At 36.3% G+C, this 22,005-nt stretch carries 23 protein-coding genes; 16 read left to right on the top strand and 7 right to left on the bottom strand.

All coding sequences use genetic code 11. From position 1 onward, the window contains the following. The first annotated feature begins 24 nt into the window (after nucleotides 1–24). The 3 genes from WAZ07_RS17610 to WAZ07_RS17600 all read left to right on the top strand — a co-directional run bounded on the left by WAZ07_RS17610 (nucleotide 25) and on the right by WAZ07_RS17600 (nucleotide 3,500). Nucleotides 25–1,314 (top strand): dihydrolipoamide acetyltransferase family protein, encoded by a 1,290-nt coding sequence (locus WAZ07_RS17610; RefSeq protein WP_336473503.1) that lies wholly within the window; start codon nucleotides 25–27, stop codon nucleotides 1,312–1,314. A gap of 6 nt (nucleotides 1,315–1,320) precedes the next feature. Next, nucleotides 1,321–2,733, top strand: coding sequence for a dihydrolipoyl dehydrogenase (gene lpdA / locus WAZ07_RS17605; RefSeq protein ID WP_336473502.1), 1,413 nt, complete (start codon nucleotides 1,321–1,323; stop codon nucleotides 2,731–2,733). Nucleotides 2,734–3,266: 533 nt separating this feature from the next. Then, nucleotides 3,267–3,500 (top strand): hypothetical protein, encoded by a 234-nt coding sequence (locus WAZ07_RS17600; protein ID WP_090914297.1) that lies wholly within the window; start codon nucleotides 3,267–3,269, stop codon nucleotides 3,498–3,500. On the opposite strand, the gene WAZ07_RS17595 is transcribed toward WAZ07_RS17600, so the two are convergent. Then, nucleotides 3,497–3,889 (bottom strand): DUF1885 family protein, encoded by a 393-nt coding sequence (locus WAZ07_RS17595; protein ID WP_090914299.1) that lies wholly within the window; start codon nucleotides 3,887–3,889, stop codon nucleotides 3,497–3,499. The genes WAZ07_RS17600 and WAZ07_RS17595 overlap by 4 nt on opposite strands. A gap of 131 nt (nucleotides 3,890–4,020) precedes the next feature. On the opposite strand from WAZ07_RS17595, the gene WAZ07_RS17590 reads away from it, so the two are divergent. Both WAZ07_RS17590 and WAZ07_RS17585 read left to right on the top strand, forming a co-directional pair. Continuing rightward, on the top strand, nucleotides 4,021–4,317 hold the full coding sequence (locus WAZ07_RS17590; RefSeq protein WP_090914301.1) for a DUF3055 domain-containing protein: 297 nt from the start codon (nucleotides 4,021–4,023) through the stop codon (nucleotides 4,315–4,317). A gap of 200 nt (nucleotides 4,318–4,517) precedes the next feature. Then, entirely contained in the window at nucleotides 4,518–4,649 is a 132-nt protein-coding gene (locus WAZ07_RS17585) for a GapA-binding peptide SR1P (protein ID WP_090914303.1), read from the top strand. Nucleotides 4,650–4,680: 31 nt separating this feature from the next. Here WAZ07_RS17585 and WAZ07_RS17580 read toward each other — a convergent pair whose 3' ends face one another. Together WAZ07_RS17580 and WAZ07_RS17575 are read right to left on the bottom strand one after the other, a co-directional pair. Beyond that, entirely contained in the window at nucleotides 4,681–5,511 is an 831-nt protein-coding gene (locus WAZ07_RS17580) for a protein-glutamine gamma-glutamyltransferase (RefSeq protein ID WP_336473501.1), read from the bottom strand. A 342-nt stretch (nucleotides 5,512–5,853) separates the two neighbouring features. Beyond that, complete coding sequence (locus tag WAZ07_RS17575; RefSeq protein WP_461781910.1) at nucleotides 5,854–7,329, bottom strand: aminotransferase class I/II-fold pyridoxal phosphate-dependent enzyme; 1,476 nt, start codon at nucleotides 7,327–7,329, stop codon at nucleotides 5,854–5,856. Between the two features lie 523 nt (nucleotides 7,330–7,852). Here WAZ07_RS17575 and WAZ07_RS17570 point away from each other — a divergent pair. Next, nucleotides 7,853–8,122: a UPF0223 family protein gene (locus tag WAZ07_RS17570; RefSeq protein WP_336473499.1), complete on the top strand. Its 270-nt coding sequence runs from the start codon at nucleotides 7,853–7,855 to the stop codon at nucleotides 8,120–8,122. An 82-nt stretch (nucleotides 8,123–8,204) separates the two neighbouring features. Here WAZ07_RS17570 and WAZ07_RS17565 read toward each other — a convergent pair whose 3' ends face one another. Then, nucleotides 8,205–8,831, bottom strand: a complete 627-nt coding sequence (locus tag WAZ07_RS17565) for a YktB family protein (RefSeq protein WP_090914310.1) — start codon at nucleotides 8,829–8,831, stop codon at nucleotides 8,205–8,207. 208 nt (nucleotides 8,832–9,039) lie between these two features. Here WAZ07_RS17565 and WAZ07_RS17560 point away from each other — a divergent pair, with 208 nt between their 5' ends. Together WAZ07_RS17560 and WAZ07_RS17555 are read left to right on the top strand one after the other, a co-directional pair. Continuing rightward, complete coding sequence (locus tag WAZ07_RS17560) at nucleotides 9,040–9,228, top strand: hypothetical protein (RefSeq protein ID WP_090914312.1); 189 nt, start codon at nucleotides 9,040–9,042, stop codon at nucleotides 9,226–9,228. Between the two features lie 88 nt (nucleotides 9,229–9,316). After that, nucleotides 9,317–10,105 carry an inositol monophosphatase family protein gene (locus tag WAZ07_RS17555; protein WP_336473498.1) on the top strand — a complete coding sequence of 263 codons (789 nt, stop codon included), beginning with the start codon at nucleotides 9,317–9,319 and terminating at the stop codon, nucleotides 10,103–10,105. A 67-nt stretch (nucleotides 10,106–10,172) separates the two neighbouring features. Here WAZ07_RS17555 and WAZ07_RS17550 read toward each other — a convergent pair whose 3' ends face one another. Continuing rightward, a complete protein-coding gene (locus WAZ07_RS17550) occupies nucleotides 10,173–10,352 on the bottom strand; it encodes a DUF5325 family protein (protein ID WP_090914316.1) in 180 nt (59 codons plus the stop codon). Nucleotides 10,353–10,493: 141 nt separating this feature from the next. On the opposite strand from WAZ07_RS17550, the gene typA reads away from it, so the two are divergent. The 3 genes from typA (at nucleotide 10,494) to WAZ07_RS17535 (ending at nucleotide 13,095) form a co-directional block, all read left to right on the top strand. Next, nucleotides 10,494–12,335, top strand: a complete 1,842-nt coding sequence (gene typA, locus WAZ07_RS17545; RefSeq protein WP_336473497.1) for a translational GTPase TypA — start codon at nucleotides 10,494–10,496, stop codon at nucleotides 12,333–12,335. Nucleotides 12,336–12,501: 166 nt separating this feature from the next. Continuing rightward, a complete protein-coding gene (locus WAZ07_RS17540; RefSeq protein ID WP_090914479.1) occupies nucleotides 12,502–12,804 on the top strand; it encodes a YlaH-like family protein in 303 nt (100 codons plus the stop codon). A gap of 15 nt (nucleotides 12,805–12,819) precedes the next feature. Beyond that, nucleotides 12,820–13,095 carry a hypothetical protein gene (locus WAZ07_RS17535; protein WP_336473496.1) on the top strand — a complete coding sequence of 92 codons (276 nt, stop codon included), beginning with the start codon at nucleotides 12,820–12,822 and terminating at the stop codon, nucleotides 13,093–13,095. 327 nt (nucleotides 13,096–13,422) lie between these two features. Here the strand turns inward: WAZ07_RS17535 and WAZ07_RS17530 are convergent, their stop codons facing one another. Next, the gene (locus WAZ07_RS17530; protein WP_336473495.1) at nucleotides 13,423–13,623 is read right to left on the bottom strand and encodes a YlaI family protein; all 201 of its coding nucleotides are present in this window, start codon (nucleotides 13,621–13,623) and stop codon (nucleotides 13,423–13,425) included. 265 nt (nucleotides 13,624–13,888) lie between these two features. Between WAZ07_RS17530 and WAZ07_RS17525 the strand changes: the two genes are divergently transcribed. Together WAZ07_RS17525 and WAZ07_RS17520 are read left to right on the top strand one after the other, a co-directional pair. Then, nucleotides 13,889–14,344, top strand: coding sequence for a pyridoxamine 5'-phosphate oxidase family protein (locus tag WAZ07_RS17525; RefSeq protein WP_336473494.1), 456 nt, complete (start codon nucleotides 13,889–13,891; stop codon nucleotides 14,342–14,344). A 167-nt stretch (nucleotides 14,345–14,511) separates the two neighbouring features. Further along, entirely contained in the window at nucleotides 14,512–15,840 is a 1,329-nt protein-coding gene (locus WAZ07_RS17520) for a PhoH family protein (protein ID WP_090914323.1), read from the top strand. 81 nt (nucleotides 15,841–15,921) lie between these two features. Here the strand turns inward: WAZ07_RS17520 and WAZ07_RS17515 are convergent, their stop codons facing one another. Further along, nucleotides 15,922–16,419: a molybdopterin-binding protein gene (locus WAZ07_RS17515; protein ID WP_090914326.1), complete on the bottom strand. Its 498-nt coding sequence runs from the start codon at nucleotides 16,417–16,419 to the stop codon at nucleotides 15,922–15,924. Between the two features lie 153 nt (nucleotides 16,420–16,572). Between WAZ07_RS17515 and WAZ07_RS17510 the strand changes: the two genes are divergently transcribed. The 3 genes from WAZ07_RS17510 (at nucleotide 16,573) to pyc (ending at nucleotide 21,971) form a co-directional block, all read left to right on the top strand. Then, nucleotides 16,573–16,857 carry an Fpa/YlaN family protein gene (locus WAZ07_RS17510; RefSeq protein WP_020059288.1) on the top strand — a complete coding sequence of 95 codons (285 nt, stop codon included), beginning with the start codon at nucleotides 16,573–16,575 and terminating at the stop codon, nucleotides 16,855–16,857. A 139-nt stretch (nucleotides 16,858–16,996) separates the two neighbouring features. Next, nucleotides 16,997–18,190, top strand: a complete 1,194-nt coding sequence (locus tag WAZ07_RS17505) for an FtsW/RodA/SpoVE family cell cycle protein (protein ID WP_336473493.1) — start codon at nucleotides 16,997–16,999, stop codon at nucleotides 18,188–18,190. A 334-nt stretch (nucleotides 18,191–18,524) separates the two neighbouring features. Further along, complete coding sequence (gene pyc, locus WAZ07_RS17500; RefSeq protein WP_336473492.1) at nucleotides 18,525–21,971, top strand: pyruvate carboxylase; 3,447 nt, start codon at nucleotides 18,525–18,527, stop codon at nucleotides 21,969–21,971. The last annotated feature ends 34 nt before the right edge of the window (nucleotides 21,972–22,005 follow it).

The following is a 22,005-nucleotide window of genomic DNA, read 5'->3' as shown; positions in this document are numbered from 1 at the left end:
ATATGAATCAGGGGGCTGAATTCCGTGGCATTTGAATTTAAACTACCAGATATCGGTGAAGGTATCCACGAAGGTGAAATCGTAAAATGGTTTATTAAACCAGGCGATGAAGTAAACGAAGACGATGTACTTCTTGAAGTACAAAATGATAAAGCAGTTGTAGAAATTCCTTCTCCTGTTAAAGGAAAAGTACTTGACATTCTTGTAGAAGAAGGTACAGTAGCAGTAGTAGGAGATGTTCTTGTTAAATTTGACGCTCCTGGCTATGAAAACCTTAAATTTAAAGGTGACGATCATGACGACGCTCCAAAAGCTGAAGAAGTAAAAGAAGAAGCTCCAGCAGCAGAGGCTACTCCAGCAGCAACTGAAGAAGTAGTTAATGAGCGCGTAATTGCTATGCCATCTGTTCGTAAATATGCACGTGAAAAAGGCGTAGACATTCGTTTAGTAACTGGTACTGGTAAAAACGGTCGTGTTGTAAAAACTGACATCGATGCATTTGCAAACGGTGGACAAGCAGCAGCAGCACAACCGGAAGCTCCAGCAGCGGCAGAAGCTCCAGCAGCAGCGAAAGAAGAAGCTCCAAAAGCACAACCAATTCCAGCTGGTGAATACCCAGAAACTCGTGAGAAAATGAGCGGTATTCGTAAAGCGATTGCAAAAGCAATGGTTAACTCTAAACATACAGCTCCTCACGTAACATTAATGGACGAAGTAGATGTAACAGAACTTGTTGCTCACCGTAAGAAGTTCAAAGCTGTTGCAGCTGAAAAAGGTATTAAATTAACTTACCTTCCATACGTTGTAAAAGCGTTAACATCTGCATTACGTGAATTCCCAATGCTGAACACTTCTTTAGATGATGCAAATCAAGAGATCGTTCACAAACATTACTTCAACATCGGTATTGCAGCTGATACAGACAAAGGTCTTTTAGTTCCAGTTGTAAAAGATGCTGAGCGTAAATCTATCTTCTCTATCTCTAATGAGATCAATGAGCTTGCAACTAAAGCACGTGAAGGTCGCTTAGCTCCAGCAGAGATGAAGGGTGCTTCTTGCACAATTACAAACATTGGTTCTGCAGGTGGACAATGGTTCACTCCAGTTATTAACCACCCAGAAGTAGCAATCCTTGGTATTGGCCGTATTGCTGAGAAACCAGTTGTGAAAAACGGTGAAATCGTTGCAGCTCCAGTATTAGCATTATCTTTAAGCTTTGACCATCGCTTAATCGACGGTGCAACTGCTCAGAAAGCATTAAACCAAATTAAACGTCTATTAAACGACCCACAATTATTAGTAATGGAGGCGTAATAAACAATGGTAGTAGGAGATTTCCCAATTGAATTAGATACAGTCGTTGTTGGTGCAGGTCCTGGTGGATATGTTGCAGCAATTCGTGCAGCACAATTAGGACAAAAAGTAGCTATTATTGAAAAAGCTAACCTTGGTGGTGTATGCTTAAACGTTGGATGTATTCCTTCTAAAGCATTAATTAATGCAGGTCATCGTTATGAGAATGCAAAACATTCTGATGACATGGGGATTACTGCAGAAAACGTAACAGTTGACTTCACAAAAGTTCAAGAATGGAAAAACGGCGTAGTTAAGAAATTAACTGGCGGTGTAGAAGGCCTTCTAAAAGGTAACAAAGTTGAAATCATTCGTGGTGAAGCTTACTTTGTAGATGCAAACACATTACGCGTAATGACTGAAGAAGCAGCTCAAACGTACACGTTTAAAAATGCTGTTCTTGCAACTGGTTCTACACCAATTGAAATTCCTGGATTCAAATACTCTAAACGTGTTCTTAACTCAACTGGTGCTTTAAGCTTACCTGAAATTCCGAAAAAACTTGTTGTAATCGGCGGCGGTTACATCGGTATGGAATTAGGTACTGCATATGCAAACTTCGGTACAGAAGTTACTGTATTAGAAGCTGGCGATGAAATTTTAGCTGGTTTTGAAAAAGCAATGAGCCAAGTTGTAAAACGCGCTCTTCAGAAAAAAGGCAACGTAACAATCCATACAAAAGCTATGGCTAAAGGCGTTGAAGAAACTGAAAACGGTGTAACAGTTAGCTTCGAAGTAAAAGGTGAAGTACAAACTGTTGAAGCTGATTATGTATTAGTAACTGTAGGTCGTCGTCCAAATACTCAAGAAATCGGTCTTGAGCAAGTTGGAATTAAAATGACTGACCGTGGTCTAATCGAAATCGACGAACAATGCCGTACAAATGTATCAAACATCTATGCAATTGGTGATATTGTTCCTGGACCACCATTAGCTCATAAAGCTTCTTACGAAGGTAAAGTAGCTGTTGAAGCAATTAGCGGTCATGCATCAGCAATTGACTACATCGGAATTCCAGCAGTATGCTTCACTGATCCAGAATTAGCATCTGTTGGTTATACGAAAAAACAAGCAGAAGAAGCTGGAATGACAGTAGCAGTTTCTAAATTCCCATTTGCTGCTAACGGACGTGCATTATCGTTAAACAGCACAGATGGTTTCGTACAGCTTGTAACTCGTAAAGAAGATGGACTTATTGTAGGTGCACAAGTTGCAGGTGCAGGCGCTTCTGATATTATTTCTGAGCTTGGTTTAGCTATCGAAGCTGGAATGACAGCTGAAGATATCGCTCAAACAATCCATGCTCACCCAACATTAGGTGAAATCACAATGGAAGCAGCTGAAGTTGCTCTTGGAATGCCAATTCACATTGTAAAATAATATAAGATAAATAAAAGAACCGCCTCCTAGATATTAGGAGACGGTTCTTTTATTTATATAAATTCATTTTAATTTCTCGACATCTTTGTCTAGCTCCAGCGGCTAGAACAGTCGGTGGCTTCGCATCTTCCACCGAGGCAAAAAGCGCCTCTATGTCAGAAGCTCCATCCCCCTCTTGTTCTGAGCGAGCCGCTTCCGCTTTTCTTTATAAGTTGTTGCTATGCAGAATACAGCATGACCGCTTCTTGCTTTCTCCTTTTGTTTTAAACCCTGCATGTGGTAGAAAAAGGCCTCGACCGTTTCTATGCGCGGCCAGATACTCTCGCCCACCTAAAATGAAAGGGGTTTTTATGTCGTTTTTTTAGTAATTAGTACATACATCCAAATTACTGCCATACAAAATAAAAAATGTGATAATTAGCTAAAAAATAAATCACTTTGCTTCTTCTGCCTGTTTCCTCATATATATGTAATGATTTCTTTTAGCGCCCATATATTGTAATACAATAGGACGTGCGAAAGGAGGCAACGACATGAAAATGACTTTTGTTGCTTTGTTTCATTTTATTATATGGGGCGGATTTTCCATTGTGTTATTATTATCAAGTCGCGATAAAGTACATTACAAAATATTGCTCTTTTTTGTGTTTTTTTATTTGGCTTATGTTATTGCTCATATTATGTTGCACTCCAGAAAAGAGGCAATTTTTTTCACTGTTACTAATAGTTTTCTCTTTTTTATGAGTAAGCTGCTCTTTTTTAGTTAACGTTTATAAAAGTACATTGTTCTTCCATTAAAAAGCTGTAATTCTCCTTCTAATTTTTTGGCTAAAAATCTGCAAAATTCATTAGCTTTTCCTTTATCTCCAAATGTTGCAGTAGACGGTAATGTAATTTGTACAAAAGATTGTTCATTTTCAATGCCTATTCCTACATAAATAGAATGATAGCGTTCATGATTAGATTTTAAATAGAGTGTTGTATCAGAAGTGTCAACCATTTCGTATGGAAAGGCAGTATTTGAGTATGAAAAGCCGAGTTGTTGACCTGTTTGAGCTGTAATTGTTTTATAATAATGAAATAGTTTTTTGACATCGTCTAGTGAAATAGCTTGCTGTTTTGAATTTGGGACGAGTTTAATGAATGCATCTTGCATAATAAACCTCCTAAGGGCATAATATATTACTATTTTAACATTGTTGTAAATTTTTTGACAATTAAAAGGAATCTGACTTTTTTTGTTTAATATGTACAATATGGATAAATCAAGAAGAAAGGAGAGGGACAATGTTTGAAAAATTATATGATGAACATGAAAAAGCAAAAGTCCGCTTTCTTGGTTTTATGACAAATGAGACACGGTATGATTTTGGTGTGGTGTACACAACTATGTTTTTTGGTAAACCTCTTGTTGTTTGTATGCAAACTGGTCGAGCAACTCTCCTTGGACAGGATGATATTGAAAATGTGCACCATTTACAAGATGTCTTTAAACTAAAAACGAGTGAAGAAGCAACAGATCTTGCGCAGTTTTTTAAATTTCTATTGCCACCTACTTCCGTGCATGCTGAATATGAGGAATAATTGTTTAAAAGCAGTCGTAATAATAAATATACGGCTGCTTATTATTTATAAATGTTTCATACTAATGAATTTTAAAAAATAATTAATATGTCACAATTAAAAACTATTGACGAAAAAAGTATAACATATTAAAATAAAGACAGAAAGTTAAGCGGTTACAAAAAATTCTTAGGAATTACAATATTAGGGGGAATTTAAAAATGGGAACTATCGTATGTCAAATTTGTGAGAACACAATTGCGCATTTTGAGGATGAAAAAGTAACAGTATTATACGGAAAATGCGCTTCTAAATGTGAGTGTGAGCATAAAGAGCATACTAAAGCCCAATAAATAAGGAAACGCCTGTATATGCAGGCGTTTTTTAGTGAATTGAAGTTGTGTGACCAATCGTTGCAATAATTGCATCATCTCGAATGGGAATGAGGTCGATTTCTGTTTGCATTTTCTTTGTAGAGGAAAATTGACTCATCATACGACTATCTATACGTGTTAGAAAATCTGTTAAATATGCTGATAAAAAAGCGAAAGGAATACGCCGTTGATTGAGTACATCAATAATTTGATTTTCAGTTTTTACACCGACACCATGCCCATAAAAGAAGAAATTTCCTAAGTAAATTGCATTTTCTCCTTGCCATTCAATTGTTGCTGGGTTTACTTGTGGGTTTTTAAAATAAACAAGGTCGCCAGGAACAACTTCTCCTCCTGTTTTTGTAATTAGTTTCAAATCCTTATCATAGTCCCATGTATATAAGTGAAGATTTGCAAATAAACGATTAAACGTTTCTTCGTCATATAATGCTAACAGTGATTTATAGAAGAGAATAATCATTGCAGTTGCACATTCTGTTCCGTATTTTTTGCCGTTTAGAAAAATATCACGAATAGCAAAAGAGGGTAACACATTAGGTCGAAGTTGAAAGCCACCTAAATGAGTTCTTTCCCAAAATTCAGGATTACAGTAAGATTGCTTAAAGGTACGAAATTGTAATCCGCTATGGAATAACTCTAAAGCGGAAGTAATAATATGAACACGGATATTTATATCGAAACTTAATTCTTGTAATGATTGGAAGTTATATACTTCTTGGTTTCCGGTCATAATTTCTAAAATTTGTTGTTTTTCCGAAAAGAAAGGTTCGTTTTCGTTTTTTATATATGGGTGTACAATGGAACGGCCAATTACAATCATAAAATCCCACCTATATGTTTACATTCTTTTGATTTTGAATTAAAGGGCGGTGAGGCTCTCAGCTTAAATTTTAGAGGAAATTAAGAAAAATACTGCTGAGCTGTATCTAATTGATTCTCACCTACTAATGGAGCTATACACTAATGGATAGTAGCTTTTCATGATAGCAAGGAGAGAACGCGATTCGTAAGAGCCCAATTGGGAAGGGTTTCCGCCTGATGGAAGTTTCACATTATATCGTATGAATAGGCGAATAAAGGGTGCATAGGAAAAATAATATGAAGGCTAGAAGAGGGAAAGAATGAAAAAATCCCACCTCAATGATATGAGGTGGGAAGGAAGTTATTCGCTAATTGCTTTATATTCTTTAATGACACGTAAAGTTTGTAATGTCATGTCTTCAGGACCTTGTACTGGTAATCCTGCTTCTAAATTCTTTTGAATATAGTCTAAATTTTCTTTTGTAATAATTTCACCAGGAGTAAAAATTGGAATACCTGGTGGATAGACCATAACGAAATCTGCTATAATGCGGCCAGCAGCTTCTGCAAAAGGAACAACCTCTGTTTCAGAATAAAAGGCATCGCGTGGAGATAGCGCAAGTACAGGGATTTCCGGAATATCCACTTGTACTTGAACACCTTTTTCTGCTCGATGTTTAAAGGTAGCTGATAAATCATGCAGAGCGTGCACTAGTAAATTTGTTTCTTCTTCCGTATCTCCAAGTGTAACAAGGCAAAGAATGTTATATAAATCGGAAAGCTCAACCTCTATATTATAATGCTGTCTTAACCATAACTCTACATCGTGTCCTGTAATTCCTAATTCTTTTACAGAAATAATGAGCTTTGTTGGATCATAACCAAAAGTTGCATCTGTTCCTAGCAGCTCTTTACCAGGACAATAGAGGTGTTCAATCTCATTTACTTGCTTTCGAACATCTTCTGCTAATTGAATCGTTTTCGTAATAAGTTCTCGTCCTTCTGTTGCAAGACGCTTTCTTGCAACGTCAAGTGAAGCTAATAAAATATAAGATGTTGAAGTTGTTGTAAGCATACTAATAATCGATTGAACATGCTTTACGTTTACAAGCCCTTCTTTTACATTCAAAATAGAGCTTTGTGTTAATGAGCCACCTAGTTTGTGAACACTTGTTGCAGCCATATCGGCACCAGCCTGCATCGCTGACTTTGGCATTTCGTCATGAAAATGAATATGAACACCATGGGCTTCATCCACTAGTACCGGTATATTGTATGAATGTACTAACTTTACAATTTGCTCTAAGTCAGCTGCAAAACCAAAATATGTTGGATTAATAACAAGGAGCCCTTTTGCATCTGGATGTTCTTCAAGCGCTTTTTTTACAGAAGGAATTGTAATTCCGTGTGAAATTCCTAATGTTGGATCAATTTCTGGATGAATAAAAATTGGTTTTGCGCCTGAGAAAATAATCGCTGACATAACAGATTTATGAACATTACGCGGTACAAGGATTTTATCTCCAGGACCACAAACGCTCATCACCATTGTCATAATTGCTCCGCTGGTTCCTTGGACAGAAAAAAATGTATGATCAGCGTCGAAAGCTTTGGCTGCTAAATCTTGTGCTTGCTTAATCATACCTTTTGGATGATGTAAATCATCGAGCGGTGCAATATTAATTAAATCAATTGATAATGCATTATGCCCAATAAATTCGCGGAATTCAGGATCCATTCCTTGTCCTTTTTTATGACCTGGGATATGAAATTGGACTGGATTTCGCTTGCTGTGCTCTTTTAAAGCAGTAAACAATGGTGTTTCGTATTGGGACAATTTATACACCCCTTCTTTTTGGTTAATATTTATTAATTTTGTTTTATGTTTATTCTGTTACACTAATCAATAGCAGAAGAAAAATTCTCACTACTATTTGAAGTATCCCTTTATGTTCTATAAAACAAAAGCATTATATCACCTATAGAAGAAGATGTATAGAAAAATAATAATGGTAATTATCGTTTTTTTATGCAGAAGGAATTATACGTAAAAAATAAAAAGTAGTATAAAATAAAGAATGGTTGTTATGAAAAGGAATTTATGTAGGAAATGTTTAATAGCTGGATTTAGAGATAGAGTATCAACGAACAAAATATGATTAAGAAAAGTGACGGGAAGAGTGGAAGACATCCTGATTAACGGATGATATCTTTACCAATCCAAAATATTATTGGTAAGATTTTGGATCGGTAAAGAAAACGATTAGTGACTAAGCATACGGGTGGAAGTTTCACTTTATCTCGCGTATGATAATGAAGGAGAACAAATTAGAGTGAACTGGAATAGATGAGGTGTTATTATGGAATATCAATATCCAATTAATTATGATTGGTCAACAGAAGAAATGGTTGCAGTAATTAAATTTTATGAAGCGATTGAACAAGCTTATGAAAAAGGGCTGAAAAGAGAAAGTCTGATGAGTTTGTATCGTCATTTTAAAGAAATTGTGCCAGGAAAAGCAGAAGAAAAGAAAATCGACAAAGAATTTCAAGAAGTGAGTGGTTATTCCATTTATCGTACAATTCAAAAGGCGAAAAATTTACAAGAAGAAGATACTGTTAAAATGTAAAAATTTTTTGAAAAATAAAAAATGAAGTGTTATAATGGGATAACAACTAAAAACGGACAATACATGTATTGTCCGTTTTGCTTTATCGATTACAAATTTTATATAAAGGAAGGAGTGAGTGCATCGTTGCTTCAATTTTTTGGATGAACTGTTCATCAGTAAGATTTACAAATTCTTCTGGAGAAATATGAATTCCTACTAATAATTCTGCTTTTTTAACAGTGCCTAACCGCTCAATCATTTCTTGTAGCTCTTCTAATTGAAGAGTATTATGTAATTTTACATCAGGCTTAGTATGGTCAATGGACCAAACGAAATCATTTGGTAAATTTGTTTTTAAATCATTTAAATGTTTTAAAAAGGCATGAGCCGCTTCCATTTTTTGTGGGCACTCATAAATTAAACCAAAGTATATAAAAGCATGTGACCCCCATAGTCCAATTTGAAAATGTGGTAGCATTTTATATCCGCGTTTATTTGTTGAAAATGCAACCCAAGTATCGTTTGGTGGATTGACTTTACGACGTGCATGTTTCGCTACATGATAGAAAAAAGGTTCACCAGTTTCATTTGTTAAGAAATGAGAAATTTGTTCGCCGAGAGCTTCTAACTTCGGATGAATGTTCGTTTTAATTGCAGCCATCCGTTCTTCTAGACCATCTACAGAGAACACAGTGAAGTCCTTTTCTTTGAAAGTTATTGATGTCATGGTTGTTCCTCCAACTCCTAGTTTGTTTTTATTCTAACATAGCTTGTAAAATTCATAAAAAAAGACGCTTATAAAAAAATTTTAGATAAAAATGCAAATTAGTTGCATAGATGATTTATCCCACATAATATAGTATAAAACAAAAAATCAGAAAATTGAGTAAATTCAAGGCCAAGGGCAAACGAATATTGGGAGGAGGCAAACGAATATGAGACAGGTAATTAACGCATTAAAAAGAACAGATGCGGAGAAGAGAATTCCGGTGTTACGTTTAGAATTAGATTATGAATTAGCAACGCTATATGATGCAATGATGGAAAATGACAACATGAAAAAAGAAGAGTGTATGAAAAAATTAGAAGTGTTAAGACTTGAAATGATTCGGTTAGAGGCGTAATAATAGTGTATGTATAAAAAATTAGTTGGTGCGAACCTTATAAAGGGTTCGTTTTTTCTGTGAACTGTACAGATCGGAGTGTTTAAACATGCAAGAGGTATGGGAAGAAATTGATGTATACGCAAAACAATGGATAAAAGAAGCGGGGCAGCACCTTGTTTCATCAATGAAGCAGTCTCTTATTATTGAAACGAAGTCAAATGCCTCTGATTTAGTAACAAATATGGATCGGGAAATTGAACAGTTTTTTATCGGGAAAATTAAAGAGAAATTTCCTAAACACTATATTCTCGGAGAAGAAGGATATGGGGATGAGTTAGCTTCAACGGATGGGGTTTTGTGGTTAATTGATCCGATTGACGGCACGATGAATTTTGTTCATCAAAAGCGAAATTTTGCAATTTCAATTGGCATATATGAGAATGGTATTGGGAAAATTGGTCTCGTGTATGATCCAGTTCATGGTGAGTTATATCATGCGAAAAAGGGTGTTGGAGCATTTTGTAATGATAAAAAAATTCCATCATTACAGCCGAGTGAAGTGTCTTCAGGAGTTATTGCTGTAAATGCTACGTGGCTTACTGATAATCCTCGTCTTGATATGAGGAAAATGGCACAACTTGTAAAAAGAGCAAGAGGCACACGTTCGTATGGATGTGCAGCACTTGAAATGGTATATGTAGCAACAGGACGATTAGATGCGTATGTGACGCCCCGCTTGTCTCCATGGGATTTTGGCGGAGGGAAGATTATTGTAGAAGAGGTTGGAGGAAAAGTAACGACTTTTACTGGAGAGCCGCTTCGAATTATTGAGAAGAGCAGTGTTCTCGTTGCAAGACCAGGTGTGTATGAAGAGATGCTACAATATGTACAGTAGGTGTATAAAATTCATAGAATAAACAAAAAAGTAAGAGGCATAGAAAATCGCTTCTTACTTTTTGCTGTTATTGTAGTTTACGCATTTTTCTCTTTGTCATAAATCCGTATCCGATTGTAAAAATCGTACCGACAATACAAATAATAACACCGATTGGGCTATTCTCAGCAATCATAATTCCAATACCAATCATAAAAATAACGCCAATGATAGCTGTTAATAAAAAACGATATTGAATCTGTTCCATATATTTCACCCTCCAATTTCATTGTACTTTCACAAAAGTGAGAATACAACTATATTTTCATTCTTGATTTTATTTTGATTGCTATTGGATCCCCTTCGCTCTTATAATAGAGAAGGATTAAAAAGACACTAGGAGTTGGACATGTTGAAAAAACGAGAAGATTTACGAAATATAGCAATTATCGCCCACGTTGACCATGGTAAAACAACACTTGTTGACCAATTGTTACGTCAAGCGGGGACGTTCCGTGCAAATGAGCACGTTGAAGAACGTGCGATGGATTCGAATGATTTAGAAAGAGAACGCGGTATTACTATTTTAGCAAAAAATACAGCGATTCATTATGAAGATAAACGAATTAATATTTTAGATACACCTGGACACGCTGACTTCGGTGGTGAAGTAGAGCGTATTATGAAAATGGTTGATGGTGTGTTACTTGTTGTTGATGCATATGAAGGTTGTATGCCACAAACACGATTTGTTTTAAAGAAAGCACTTGAGCAAAATTTAACTCCAATCGTTGTTGTGAATAAAATTGACCGTGACTTTGCTCGTCCAGATGAAGTGGTTGATGAAGTAGTTGATTTATTCATCGAACTTGGGGCAAACGAAGATCAGTTAGAATTCCCTGTTGTATTTGCATCAGCAATGAACGGAACAGCAAGCTTAGATTCAAACCCAGCAAATCAAGAAGAGAATATGAAATCATTGTTTGACACAGTTATTGAACATATTCCAGCACCAGTTGATAATAGTGAAGAGCCACTTCAATTCCAAGTAGCACTTCTTGATTACAATGATTATGTTGGTCGTATCGGAGTTGGACGTGTATTCCGCGGTACAATGAAAGTAGGGCAACAAGTTGCGTTAATGAAAGTTGATGGAAGTGTAAAACAATTCCGTGTAACGAAATTATTTGGTTATATCGGATTAAAACGTCAAGAAATTGAAGAAGCAAAAGCTGGAGACCTAGTAGCTGTTTCTGGTATGGAAGACATTAACGTTGGTGAAACGGTATGTCCAGTTGAATATCAAGAGGCATTGCCATTATTACGTATTGATGAACCAACACTACAAATGACATTCCTTGTAAATAACAGCCCATTTGCAGGTCGCGAAGGTAAATATATTACATCTCGTAAAATCGAAGAGCGTCTTCGTTCACAGCTAGAAACGGATGTAAGTTTACGTGTAGACAATACAGAATCTCCGGATGCATGGATTGTATCTGGACGTGGAGAGTTACATTTATCAATCTTGATTGAGAATATGCGTCGTGAAGGATATGAATTACAAGTATCTAAACCAGAAGTAATCATTAAAGAGGTTGACGGCGTAAGATGTGAGCCGGTAGAACGTGTACAAATTGACGTGCCAGAAGAATATACTGGTTCTATTATGGAATCAATGGGGGCACGTAAAGGTGAAATGTTAGACATGGTCAATAACGGAAACGGCCAAGTTCGTCTTACATTTATGGTTCCAGCACGTGGACTAATTGGTTACACAACTGAATTCTTAACTTTAACTCGTGGTTACGGTATTTTAAACCATACATTTGATAGCTATCAACCAGTACATGCAGGTCAAGTTGGTGGACGTCGTCAAGGTGTTCTAGTTTCACTTGAAACAGGAAAAGCATCACAGTATGGTATTATGCAAGTTGAAGACCGTGGTGTAATCTTCGTTGAACCAGGTACGGAAGTATATGCAGGTATGATTGTTGGGGAACATACACGTGAAAATGATTTAACAGTTAATGTTGTGAAAATGAAGCAACAAACTAACATTCGTTCTGCAACAAAAGACCAAACATCAACGATGAAAAAACCGCGTATTATGACTTTAGAAGAGTCATTAGAATACTTAAATGATGATGAATACTGTGAAGTAACACCAGAATCAATTCGTCTTCGTAAAAAGATTCTTGATAAGAGCGAACGTGAAAGATCTGCAAAGAAAAAGAAATTCGCTGAGTGATAAACAAAAAAGAAGCTACCTCATCTGAGGTAGTTTCTTTTTTGTTTATTGAGGTTTGAATTTTCGGAATTTTTTATAGACAATGTGTATATAGCACGCTACTCTTATAGTAGAGCATAATAGAAAGTATAACTGGGGAAAAGGGGAGTGCCAGAAAATGTCGGAAGTGATAGAAAGAATGTCATTTTTTGCGAAATTATACAATGTAGATACGAACCCTGAATTAGGAATGTGGCTTCTTTACGGTACGATTATTATATTTAGTATTATTGTTTATAATTTAGGGTTTGCTAGAAAGTTATCTTTGTTAAAGAATGTAGTAATCTATACTGTACTAATACTTGGTTGCACTATTTTAACCTTTTTTGCTGTTTTCCTGCCTGTAGGAGAAGGGCTTGTTGTAGCAATTATTATACTGGGTATATATAAATTACGTTTACGGCAAGCAAAATATTCAAAGGCAGGCTAAAAGGGGGAAGGAAAGATGCGTTCTGTGCAAGATGCACTATATAATTGGTTAACCATTAAAATTGTTGCAGAAGCCCGTCCATATGATGAAGCTGCTCAGGAAACATATATGCTTTTTCATAATATGTTACATGAAGACCATCAGTTAAAACATGTTACGGTAGAAAAAAAGGAAGATATGTATTTTGTTACATATGAAAGAGAAGGGGAAAAGAAATCAGTTCGGTTTCCACTTGAGCTGATTGATTGTTTTTTAGAACAGATAAACCGTGAGCCGGAGAAATATAAATAAGCCTTTATCCTGTTCGATAAGGGCTTATTTATACGCTACAATTATGTATATCATATAGACGATTGGATTTACTATATATATAAATCCAAGTTAAAAAACCGACATAAAACCATTCTTTTTTTCGATGGGCGAGAGCATCTGGCCATGCATAGAAGCGGTCAGGCCCTTTCCTGCCACATGCAAGATAAAACAAAGGGAGAAAGCAAGCGTAGGCTCCGTTTGTTTCTATAGCCGCAATCTATATGTCGAAAAATTAAAATGGATTCATATAGTAATGTTTATTTGATTCCTTTCAGCGTTCAAATAGACGATATTCCTATTAACAGATTACCATTCATCTTCAACTGTTTTATCACGATATAATCGGAAATTGCCTGTTGTGTGTCGTTCTAAAGTACGTTCTGTAATTCGATCTGTACATTGTTTACACATAAATGTATGAATAGGACGATTGCGAAGCCGCTTCGCAACTGGATTTTCGTCATTTAAATCTTCTTTTTTATCGCAAAGAATACATTTGACTCTCATTTTGTCACCTCGGCACAAGTTCTATCTTACTTTAGTATATCATGGACCGTAGAAGTTTTTGAACTATAGGAGAAAAAATAAATATTTTCGCAATTCAAAAAATAGGTTATTATATAAGTGAAACTATTATTAACATTGAATGTACATTTTTGTTGATGATTAGTTGAATCATGTGGGCAGGTTTCTTTTCTTCGTTTGTTGCAGTCTCGCGGTAGGAAGTGCCTGTTAGAGCGAAATCAATATAGATGTTTATGGAGGTGGAAACATGGCAAATATAGTTGAACTAACATTAACGGATGCTTTAGTGAAAGCGTTACGTGAAGAGCGTATTGTAACAATTGCAACAACTGATTTTGAGAAAGGTGTTCCAAATGTAAGCGCGATTTCATGGGTATATGCAATGGGTGAAAAAGTTATTCGTTTTGCAGTGGATCAACGTTCTCGTATTGTAGAGAATTTGCGCCATCACGCAGGGCTTGTTCTTACTGTAATGGCAAATGAATCCGTATATTCTATAAGTGGTAAAGCGATTATAAAGACAGAGCGGATGGAAGGTGTTCCGCTGAAATTAACTTTAATTGAAGTTTCTGTGCAAGAAGTACGTGACGTAATGTTTTACGGTGCGAAACTTGCCATTGAACCGAAATATGAAAAAACATACGATCTTCGCGCTGCAGAAAAATTAGACAACCAAGTTTTATCAGCGATGAGGGATGCGTGAAAAAGGATGGGCAGCAAGGAAAGTTGTTCATCCTTTTTCTTTATATTTCAAGTGATTTCTATTCTATCTCGTTTGTACAGTACATATAATTATAACAATGGTTCGTCCATACTCATGGATGAAACCCTTGTTCTACAAATTTCATGGTGGAGTCAGGGGGTAACAGGTTGAGTAAAATTTATGTGCTAGATACGAATGTGCTTTTGCAGGATCCGTTATCTATTTTTTCTTTTGAAAATAATGATGTAGTCATTCCAGCTGTTGTGTTAGAGGAAGTAGATTCAAAGAAACGTTATATGGATGAAGTTGGAAGGAATGCGCGTTATGTATCAAAACTAATAGATAAATTTCGTGAACTTGGGAAATTGCATGACAGTATTCCTCTCGAGAATGGAGGGACGTTTCGAATTGAGCTAAATCATCGTTCATTCGTTCAATTACAAGATATTTTTGTAGAGAAAACAAATGATAATCGTATTTTAGCTGTGGCCAAAAATTTATCATTAGAAGAGCAAGAAAAAGAAAATGGGAAATCTGTCATTCTTGTGAGTAAGGATGTACTTGTTCGAGTAAAAGCTGATGCTTTAGGATTACAAGCCGAAGATTATTTGAGTGATCGTGTTACGGAAGTCGAAAACATATATACAGGCTTCTTAGAGTATTACATACAAAAAGAGATTTTAAACCGTTTTTATGAAAAAGGGGAGCTTTCTCTTTCTGAAATTGCTAACCATCCATTTTATCCAAATCAATTTATTGTAATGAAGGATGCTTTAGGGGGATCGAGTTCGGCTCTCGGGATCGTTGATCATTCTGGGAAAAAGATAAAAAAGCTTATTTTTCCAAACGAGCAGATTTGGGGAATTCGTCCTCGAAATGTACAACAAATTATGGGGATGGAATTGTTGTTACGTGAAGACATTCCTCTTGTAACATTGACTGGTAAAGCTGGGACGGGGAAAACATTATTAGCATTAGCTGCGGGACTTATGCAAACTGAAGATTTGGGAATGTATAAAAAATTGCTCGTGGCAAGACCTATTGTTCCAGTGGGAAAAGATATTGGATATTTACCAGGAGAGAAAGAAGAAAAGTTAAGACCTTGGATGCAACCGATTTATGATAATTTAGAATATTTGTTTAATACAAAAAAACCTGGGGAATTAGATGCAATTTTAGCGGGAATGGGTTCTATTGAAGTAGAAGCTTTAACATATATTCGCGGACGTAGTATTCCAGAGCAGTTTATTATTATTGATGAAGCACAAAATTTAACAAAACATGAAGTGAAGACAATTTTAACGCGTGTTGGAGAGAGGAGCAAAATTGTTTTAATGGGAGATCCACAGCAAATTGATCATCCATATTTAGATGAATATAATAATGGCTTAACATATGTTGTAGAGAAGTTTAAAGAACAAAAAATTAGTGGACATGTGAAGTTTGTAAAAGGTGAGCGATCTAATTTAGCGCAACTAGCAGCGGATTTATTGTAGGAAAGAGTGGCGAAAAGCCACTCTTATTTGCTTGTCCTCTGTGAATGTAAAGTAAACTTTTTCGCTACCGAAAGTTTCACTTTACACGATAGTAAACTTTCGAATATATCGAACAGGATTATTGACATTAGAGCCATCTCCGAAATAAAGGTGAACAGGACCGTCTTCTTTTAGTGGTTTTCCTTTAATAGAAAAACCGAGAATAGCATCCTTTGCTTCCTTTATTGAAATCGTTGTAATACCGAATTCAGTATGAATTTCTACATGTGCAGCGTCGCTAGAAATCTCTGCGTTTTCTAAAAAAGGTAAAAATGGTATGCCGAATGTTCCTGTAATAATTTTCTCTTTTTCAAATCTTGCAACGCTTTTATTGACAGGTGGAAAAATAGCTCCTTCTCTAATTTCGCGATCCCAATGTTTAGATGCTTCTTCAGTATACTGTGCTAATTCACTTGTTATTTCTTTTGGAGTTGTAAAGTATGTTGTTAAGTCGACTTTTCGATCATCAAAAATCCAAACACTTGGATCGATTGTAATTGGAAAGCGGACATTTCCATTAATAAATAAGATTTCAGTCATTGTTGTTCCCCCATTTGTCTTATACTCCCACTTTTCAGTATAATAGGACTAGGAACAATTGTCACAGAAAATGTTTCTATTGCAATTTATGAAAACTATCGCTAATATTAATAGATAGGATAGAGGAGTAGGACGGAAACGGAGGGAACCAATTTGGCGTCTGAGACAGTAACAAATCATCAGGAAAAGGCACTTGCCCTTCTACAAGCTGATGCAGAGAAAATATTAAAACTTATTAAGGTGCAAATGGACCACCTTACGATGCCGCAGTGTCCATTATACGAAGAGGTACTTGATACACAAATGTTTGGCTTATCCCGTGAAGTTGATTTTGCGGTTCGTCTTGGTCTCATTGCGGAAGAGCAAGGTAAAGAAATTTTAGGAGAATTAGAACGCGAGCTATCGGCGTTGCATGATGCTTTTACAAACAAACAATAATAGCTGGTTCAAATAAGATGCTCAAACTGAATCAGTTTGAGCTTTTTTTATGAAAAAAACGATTTTTCCTGAAAAGCAGGAAGAAAGCAAATACATATGGAATACAACTGTAAAAAAGAAGAGAGAAAGAGGATTTTGAATGAAAAGAGTCTGGAAGTCCATAGATTATTCTTTAGTGCTTCCTCTTGTTATCGTATGTGTGCTCGGCGTTATTATGGTATATAGTGCCAGTTCTATTGTTGCAATTACAAAATATTATCCGAAATACGGATGGACGAGCGATCACTTTTTTCTATCACAGTTAAAAGCGTTGTTCGTTGGAACGATTGGATTGTTTATTGCTATGTTTGTTCCCTTTCAAGTATGGCGAAAGCGTATTATTACTGTTTTAATCGTTGTTGTTAGCATTGGAATGCTGCTAATTGTTTTAAAATGGGGAACTGTTGTGAATAATGCGAAATCGTGGGTGTTTGGTGTACAGCCGTCGGAGTTTGTTAAATTAGGGATTATCATTGTATTAGCTCGTTTTTATGCAAAAAAGCACGCGACAGATGGACCGATTTGGCATGGTGCCGGCCGAGTGTTTATTTTTTTATTCACTACAATTTGTTTAATTTTAAAACAGCCTGATTTAGGAACAACATTATTAATTGTGTCAACGATTGGGATTATGACGTTCTGTTCAGGGATACCCCTTCAAGTTTGGCTAAAACGAATTGCTCTTACATCTATTATATGGATTCCGCTCGGATATTTTATAGGAAAAAATGTTTTAACACCTGTTCAAATTGCGCGGTTCACTACGTTTTGGAATCCGTTTGGAGATGCGCAAGGGAAGGGATTTCAATTGATCAATTCGTTTGTTGGAATTGCTTCTGGTGGTGTAGGTGGTAGAGGACTAGGAAATAGTATTCAAAAGTATGGATATTTACCAGAACCACATACAGACTTCATTATGGCAATTATATCTGAGGAACTAGGGTTTGTTGGGGTGGCGATTATCTTAATAGGTTTACTAGTCATTGTCGTTCGTGCTTTTCGAATTGCGCAAAAATGTAAAGATCCTTTTGGGAGTTTACTTGCAATTGGAATTGGCAGTATGATTGGAGTGCAATCTATTGTAAACTTAGGCGGAATTACAGGGGTTATGCCACTTACTGGTGTGCCTTTACCATTTGTTAGTTATGGCGGTACTTCTTTAGTGGTAACCTTAGCAGCTATGGGAATTTTATTAAATGTAGCTAGTTTTGTGAAACAGCAAGAAAAAAGAGAACAGAAAGAGCAGGAACAACAACAACCTAAACAAGAGAGACATCTTGTTGTTGTAAAATAAAAGAAGCTTTGTACACGTGTACGAAGCTTCTTTTATTTGCATAGCTTCAGAAAAAAGATGATTATTTTATGATCTTGCAACAAACAGTATGTCACTTTTATCAAATGTGTTCTACAAAAAGGATGGTTGCTTCCTTCGTTTTATGCTATACTAATTTTGTGAGATGAATTGGACAGAATGCTTATCATTTGTCAAAAAATAAGGTATGATGAATAAAAATAAGGTGAAGCTTGCACGCAGTGAAAAAATACTGCTGGAAGTGAAATACTTACTCCCACTAAAGCGGGACAAATTTATGGTGTTATGAATGGTAGGAAAATAGAGGGGGAAAATCATGAAAAAGCTGCAACGTATTCAAAAAGTATTAGTAGCTAACCGCGGAGAAATTGCGATTCGTGTGTTTCGTGCTTGTACAGAATTAGGACTACGCACAGTTGCGATTTACTCGAAAGAAGATAGCGGTTCATATCATCGCTATAAAGCAGATGAAGCGTATTTGGTAGGAGAAGGAAAAAAACCAATTGAGGCATATCTCGATATTGAAGGTATTATTGAAATTGCCAAAAGTAATCATGTTGATGCAATTCATCCAGGATACGGATTCTTGTCAGAAAATATCCAATTCGCAAAACGTTGCGAAGACGAGGGGATTATTTTTATTGGTCCAAAGAGTAAGCATTTAGACATGTTTGGGGATAAAGTAAAGGCAAGAACGCAAGCTCAATTGGCAAATATCCCGGTTATTCCTGGTAGTGATGGCCCTATACAAGAGATTGACGAAGTAGCCAATTTTGCAAAAAAGTATGATTACCCAATTATCATTAAAGCAGCTCTTGGTGGTGGCGGCCGCGGGATGCGGATTGTACGCAGTGCAGAAGAACTAAAGGAAGCGTATGACCGTGCGAAATCCGAGGCGAAAGCTGCATTTGGGAACGATGAAGTTTATGTAGAAAAATTTGTTGAAAATCCAAAACATATAGAAGTACAAATATTAGCAGATGAACATGGAGATACTGTTCATCTATATGAGCGTGATTGTTCTGTACAGCGCAGGCATCAAAAAGTTGTAGAAGTAGCACCAAGTGTGTCTCTTCCAGCTGAACTGCGCAATCGTATTTGTGAGGCTGCAGTTCAATTAACGAAAAATGTTAATTATGTAAATGCAGGGACAGTTGAGTTTCTTGTAAAAGGAAATGAATTCTATTTCATTGAAGTGAATCCGCGTGTCCAAGTGGAACACACAATTACAGAAATGATTACAGGCATTGATATCGTTCAATCACAAATTTTAATTGCTGATGGATATGCTTTACATAGTGAAAAAGTAAGTATTCCAAAACAAGAAGATATCATTACGCATGGATTTGCAATTCAATCTCGTGTGACGACAGAAGATCCGCTAAATAATTTCATGCCAGATACCGGAAAAATTATGACGTATCGTTCTGGTGGTGGCTTTGGGGTGCGTTTAGATACAGGAAATAGCTTCCAAGGTGCAGTTATTACACCATATTATGACTCATTACTTGTAAAAGTAACAACTTGGGCATTAACATTTGAACAAGCAGCAGCTAAAATGGAACGTAACTTAAAAGAATTCCGTATTCGCGGCATTAAAACAAATATTCCATTTTTGGGAAATGTTGTAAAGCACCAAAACTTTTTATCAGGAGAATATGATACATCTTTTATCGATTCCTCGCCGGAACTATTCGTATTTCCAAAACGAAAAGACCGTGGTACAAAAATGCTATCATACATTAGTACGGTAACGGTAAATGGATTCCCAGGAGTAGGAAAACAAGAAAAACCGATTTTTGCAGAAGCACGCATTCCGAATATAAAATATTCTGAACCAATCAAAGCTGGTACGAAGCAAATTTTAGATAAGCGCGGAGCTGATGGATTAGTAAAATGGGTTCAGGAACAAAAACAAGTTTTATTAACCGATACTACATTCCGTGATGCACATCAGTCGTTATTAGCAACGCGTATTCGTACAAAAGAGTTGAAACAAATTGCTGAACCAACAGCAAGAATGTTACCGAATTTATTTTCGGCAGAAATGTGGGGCGGAGCAACATTCGATGTCGCGTATCGTTTCTTAAAAGAAGATCCATGGGAACGCTTATTACAATTACGTGAGAGTATGCCAAATGTATTATTCCAAATGCTTCTTCGTGCATCGAATGCAGTAGGATATAAAAACTATCCAGATAACTTAATTCAACAGTTTGTAGAGTGTTCTGCGCAGGCTGGCATTGATGTATTCCGTATTTTTGATAGTTTAAACTGGATAGAAGGTATGCGCGTTGCAATTGATGCTGTGCGTCAAAGCGGTAAAATTGCAGAGGCAACAATGTGTTACACAGGTGATATCCATGATCCAATGCGCAGTAAATATGATTTAAATTACTACAAAAACTTGGCAAAAGAGTTAGAAGCATCTGGTGCTCATATTTTAGGGATTAAAGATATGGCAGGCTTATTAAAACCAAACGCAGCTTACGATTTAGTATCCGCATTAAAAGAGACGGTATCGATTCCGGTGCATCTTCATACGCATGATACGAGTGGAAACGGTGTATTAACATATGCAAAAGCAATTGAGGCTGGAGTTGATATTGTAGACGTTGCGGTAAGCTCTATGGCAGGTTTAACATCTCAGCCGAGCGCTAATACATTGTTCTATGCATTAGAAGGAAATGAAAGACAGCCGAATGTGGATGTGAATTCTTTAGAGAAGCTCTCACATTATTGGGAAGATGTTCGTAAATATTATTCTTCTTTTGAAAGTGGAATGAATGCACCGCATACAGAAGTGTACATGCATGAAATGCCAGGCGGCCAATACAGTAACCTACAGCAACAAGCAAAAGCTGTCGGATTAGGAGATCGATTTGATGAAGTAAAAGTGATGTATCGTCGCGTTAATGATATGTTCGGCGATATCGTGAAAGTAACTCCATCATCAAAAGTAGTCGGTGATATGGCTCTATTTATGGTACAAAATCATTTAACAGAGAAAGATATTTATGAACGTGGTCATGCATTAGATTTCCCAGGATCAGTTGTCGAAATGTTCTCTGGTGACCTTGGACAACCGTATGGTGGTTTTCCTAAAAAGCTACAAGAGATTATTCTAAAAGGAAAAGAGCCTTTAACAGTAAGACCAGGTGAATTGCTAGAACCGATCGATTTTGAAGCATTAAAAAAAGAGTTATTCCATAAGCTTGGTCGTGAAGTAACGATGTTTGATATTGTAGCGTATGCATTATATCCGAAAGTATTTATGGATTATCAAAAAGTTGCAGGACAATATGGAAATATTTCTGTCCTTGACACACCGACATTCTTCTATGGAATGAGACTTGGTGAGGAAATTGGTGTGGAAATCGAACGTGGTAAAACGTTAATTGTGAAATTAATTTCGATTGGAGAACCACAATTAGATGGTACACGTGTTATCTACTTTGAATTTAATGGACAGCCTCGTGAAATTGTTGTAAAAGATGAAAGTGTGAAAGCAACAGTTTCGCAACGAGTGAAAGGGAATCGTGAAAATCCAAATCATATTAATGCAACAATGCCGGGTACTGTAATTAAAGTAGTGGTAAAAGAAGGAGAGCAAGTGAAAAAAGGTGATTCCATGGCAATTACAGAAGCGATGAAAATGGAAACAACTGTACAAGCTCCATTTACTGGAACGGTGAAAAAAGTGTATGTGAAAGACGGCGAGGCAATTCAAACAGGTGATTTGCTGATTGAGTTAGAGCAATAAAACAAGGTTATCACTCGAATTTTGAAAATAAAAA

Origin of the sequence: Bacillus bruguierae, assembly GCF_037104725.1 — a bacterium.
Classification (GTDB): domain Bacteria; phylum Bacillota; class Bacilli; order Bacillales; family Bacillaceae_G; genus Bacillus_A; species Bacillus_A bruguierae.
This window is presented reverse-complemented; position numbering and strand designations above follow the sequence as displayed.

What these genes read in the sequence shown, in the direction of transcription:
- typA (WP_336473497.1), top strand. Translation starts at nt 10,494, where the DNA reads ATGTTGAAAAAACGAGAAGATTTACGAAATATAGCAATTATCGCCCAC.
- WAZ07_RS17560 (WP_090914312.1), top strand. Translation starts at nt 9,040, where the DNA reads ATGAGACAGGTAATTAACGCATTAAAAAGAACAGATGCGGAGAAGAGA.
- WAZ07_RS17505 (WP_336473493.1), top strand. Translation starts at nt 16,997, where the DNA reads ATGAAAAGAGTCTGGAAGTCCATAGATTATTCTTTAGTGCTTCCTCTT.
- WAZ07_RS17580 (WP_336473501.1), bottom strand. Translation starts at nt 5,511, where the DNA reads ATGATTGTAATTGGCCGTTCCATTGTACACCCATATATAAAAAACGAA.
- lpdA (WP_336473502.1), top strand. Translation starts at nt 1,321, where the DNA reads ATGGTAGTAGGAGATTTCCCAATTGAATTAGATACAGTCGTTGTTGGT.
- pyc (WP_336473492.1), top strand. Translation starts at nt 18,525, where the DNA reads ATGAAAAAGCTGCAACGTATTCAAAAAGTATTAGTAGCTAACCGCGGA.
- WAZ07_RS17600 (WP_090914297.1), top strand. Translation starts at nt 3,267, where the DNA reads ATGAAAATGACTTTTGTTGCTTTGTTTCATTTTATTATATGGGGCGGA.
- WAZ07_RS17565 (WP_090914310.1), bottom strand. Translation starts at nt 8,831, where the DNA reads ATGACATCAATAACTTTCAAAGAAAAGGACTTCACTGTGTTCTCTGTA.
- WAZ07_RS17530 (WP_336473495.1), bottom strand. Translation starts at nt 13,623, where the DNA reads ATGAGAGTCAAATGTATTCTTTGCGATAAAAAAGAAGATTTAAATGAC.
- WAZ07_RS17550 (WP_090914316.1), bottom strand. Translation starts at nt 10,352, where the DNA reads ATGGAACAGATTCAATATCGTTTTTTATTAACAGCTATCATTGGCGTT.
- WAZ07_RS17590 (WP_090914301.1), top strand. Translation starts at nt 4,021, where the DNA reads ATGTTTGAAAAATTATATGATGAACATGAAAAAGCAAAAGTCCGCTTT.
- WAZ07_RS17570 (WP_336473499.1), top strand. Translation starts at nt 7,853, where the DNA reads ATGGAATATCAATATCCAATTAATTATGATTGGTCAACAGAAGAAATG.
- WAZ07_RS17585 (WP_090914303.1), top strand. Translation starts at nt 4,518, where the DNA reads ATGGGAACTATCGTATGTCAAATTTGTGAGAACACAATTGCGCATTTT.
- WAZ07_RS17535 (WP_336473496.1), top strand. Translation starts at nt 12,820, where the DNA reads ATGCGTTCTGTGCAAGATGCACTATATAATTGGTTAACCATTAAAATT.
- WAZ07_RS17525 (WP_336473494.1), top strand. Translation starts at nt 13,889, where the DNA reads ATGGCAAATATAGTTGAACTAACATTAACGGATGCTTTAGTGAAAGCG.
- WAZ07_RS17555 (WP_336473498.1), top strand. Translation starts at nt 9,317, where the DNA reads ATGCAAGAGGTATGGGAAGAAATTGATGTATACGCAAAACAATGGATA.
- WAZ07_RS17515 (WP_090914326.1), bottom strand. Translation starts at nt 16,419, where the DNA reads ATGACTGAAATCTTATTTATTAATGGAAATGTCCGCTTTCCAATTACA.
- WAZ07_RS17595 (WP_090914299.1), bottom strand. Translation starts at nt 3,889, where the DNA reads ATGCAAGATGCATTCATTAAACTCGTCCCAAATTCAAAACAGCAAGCT.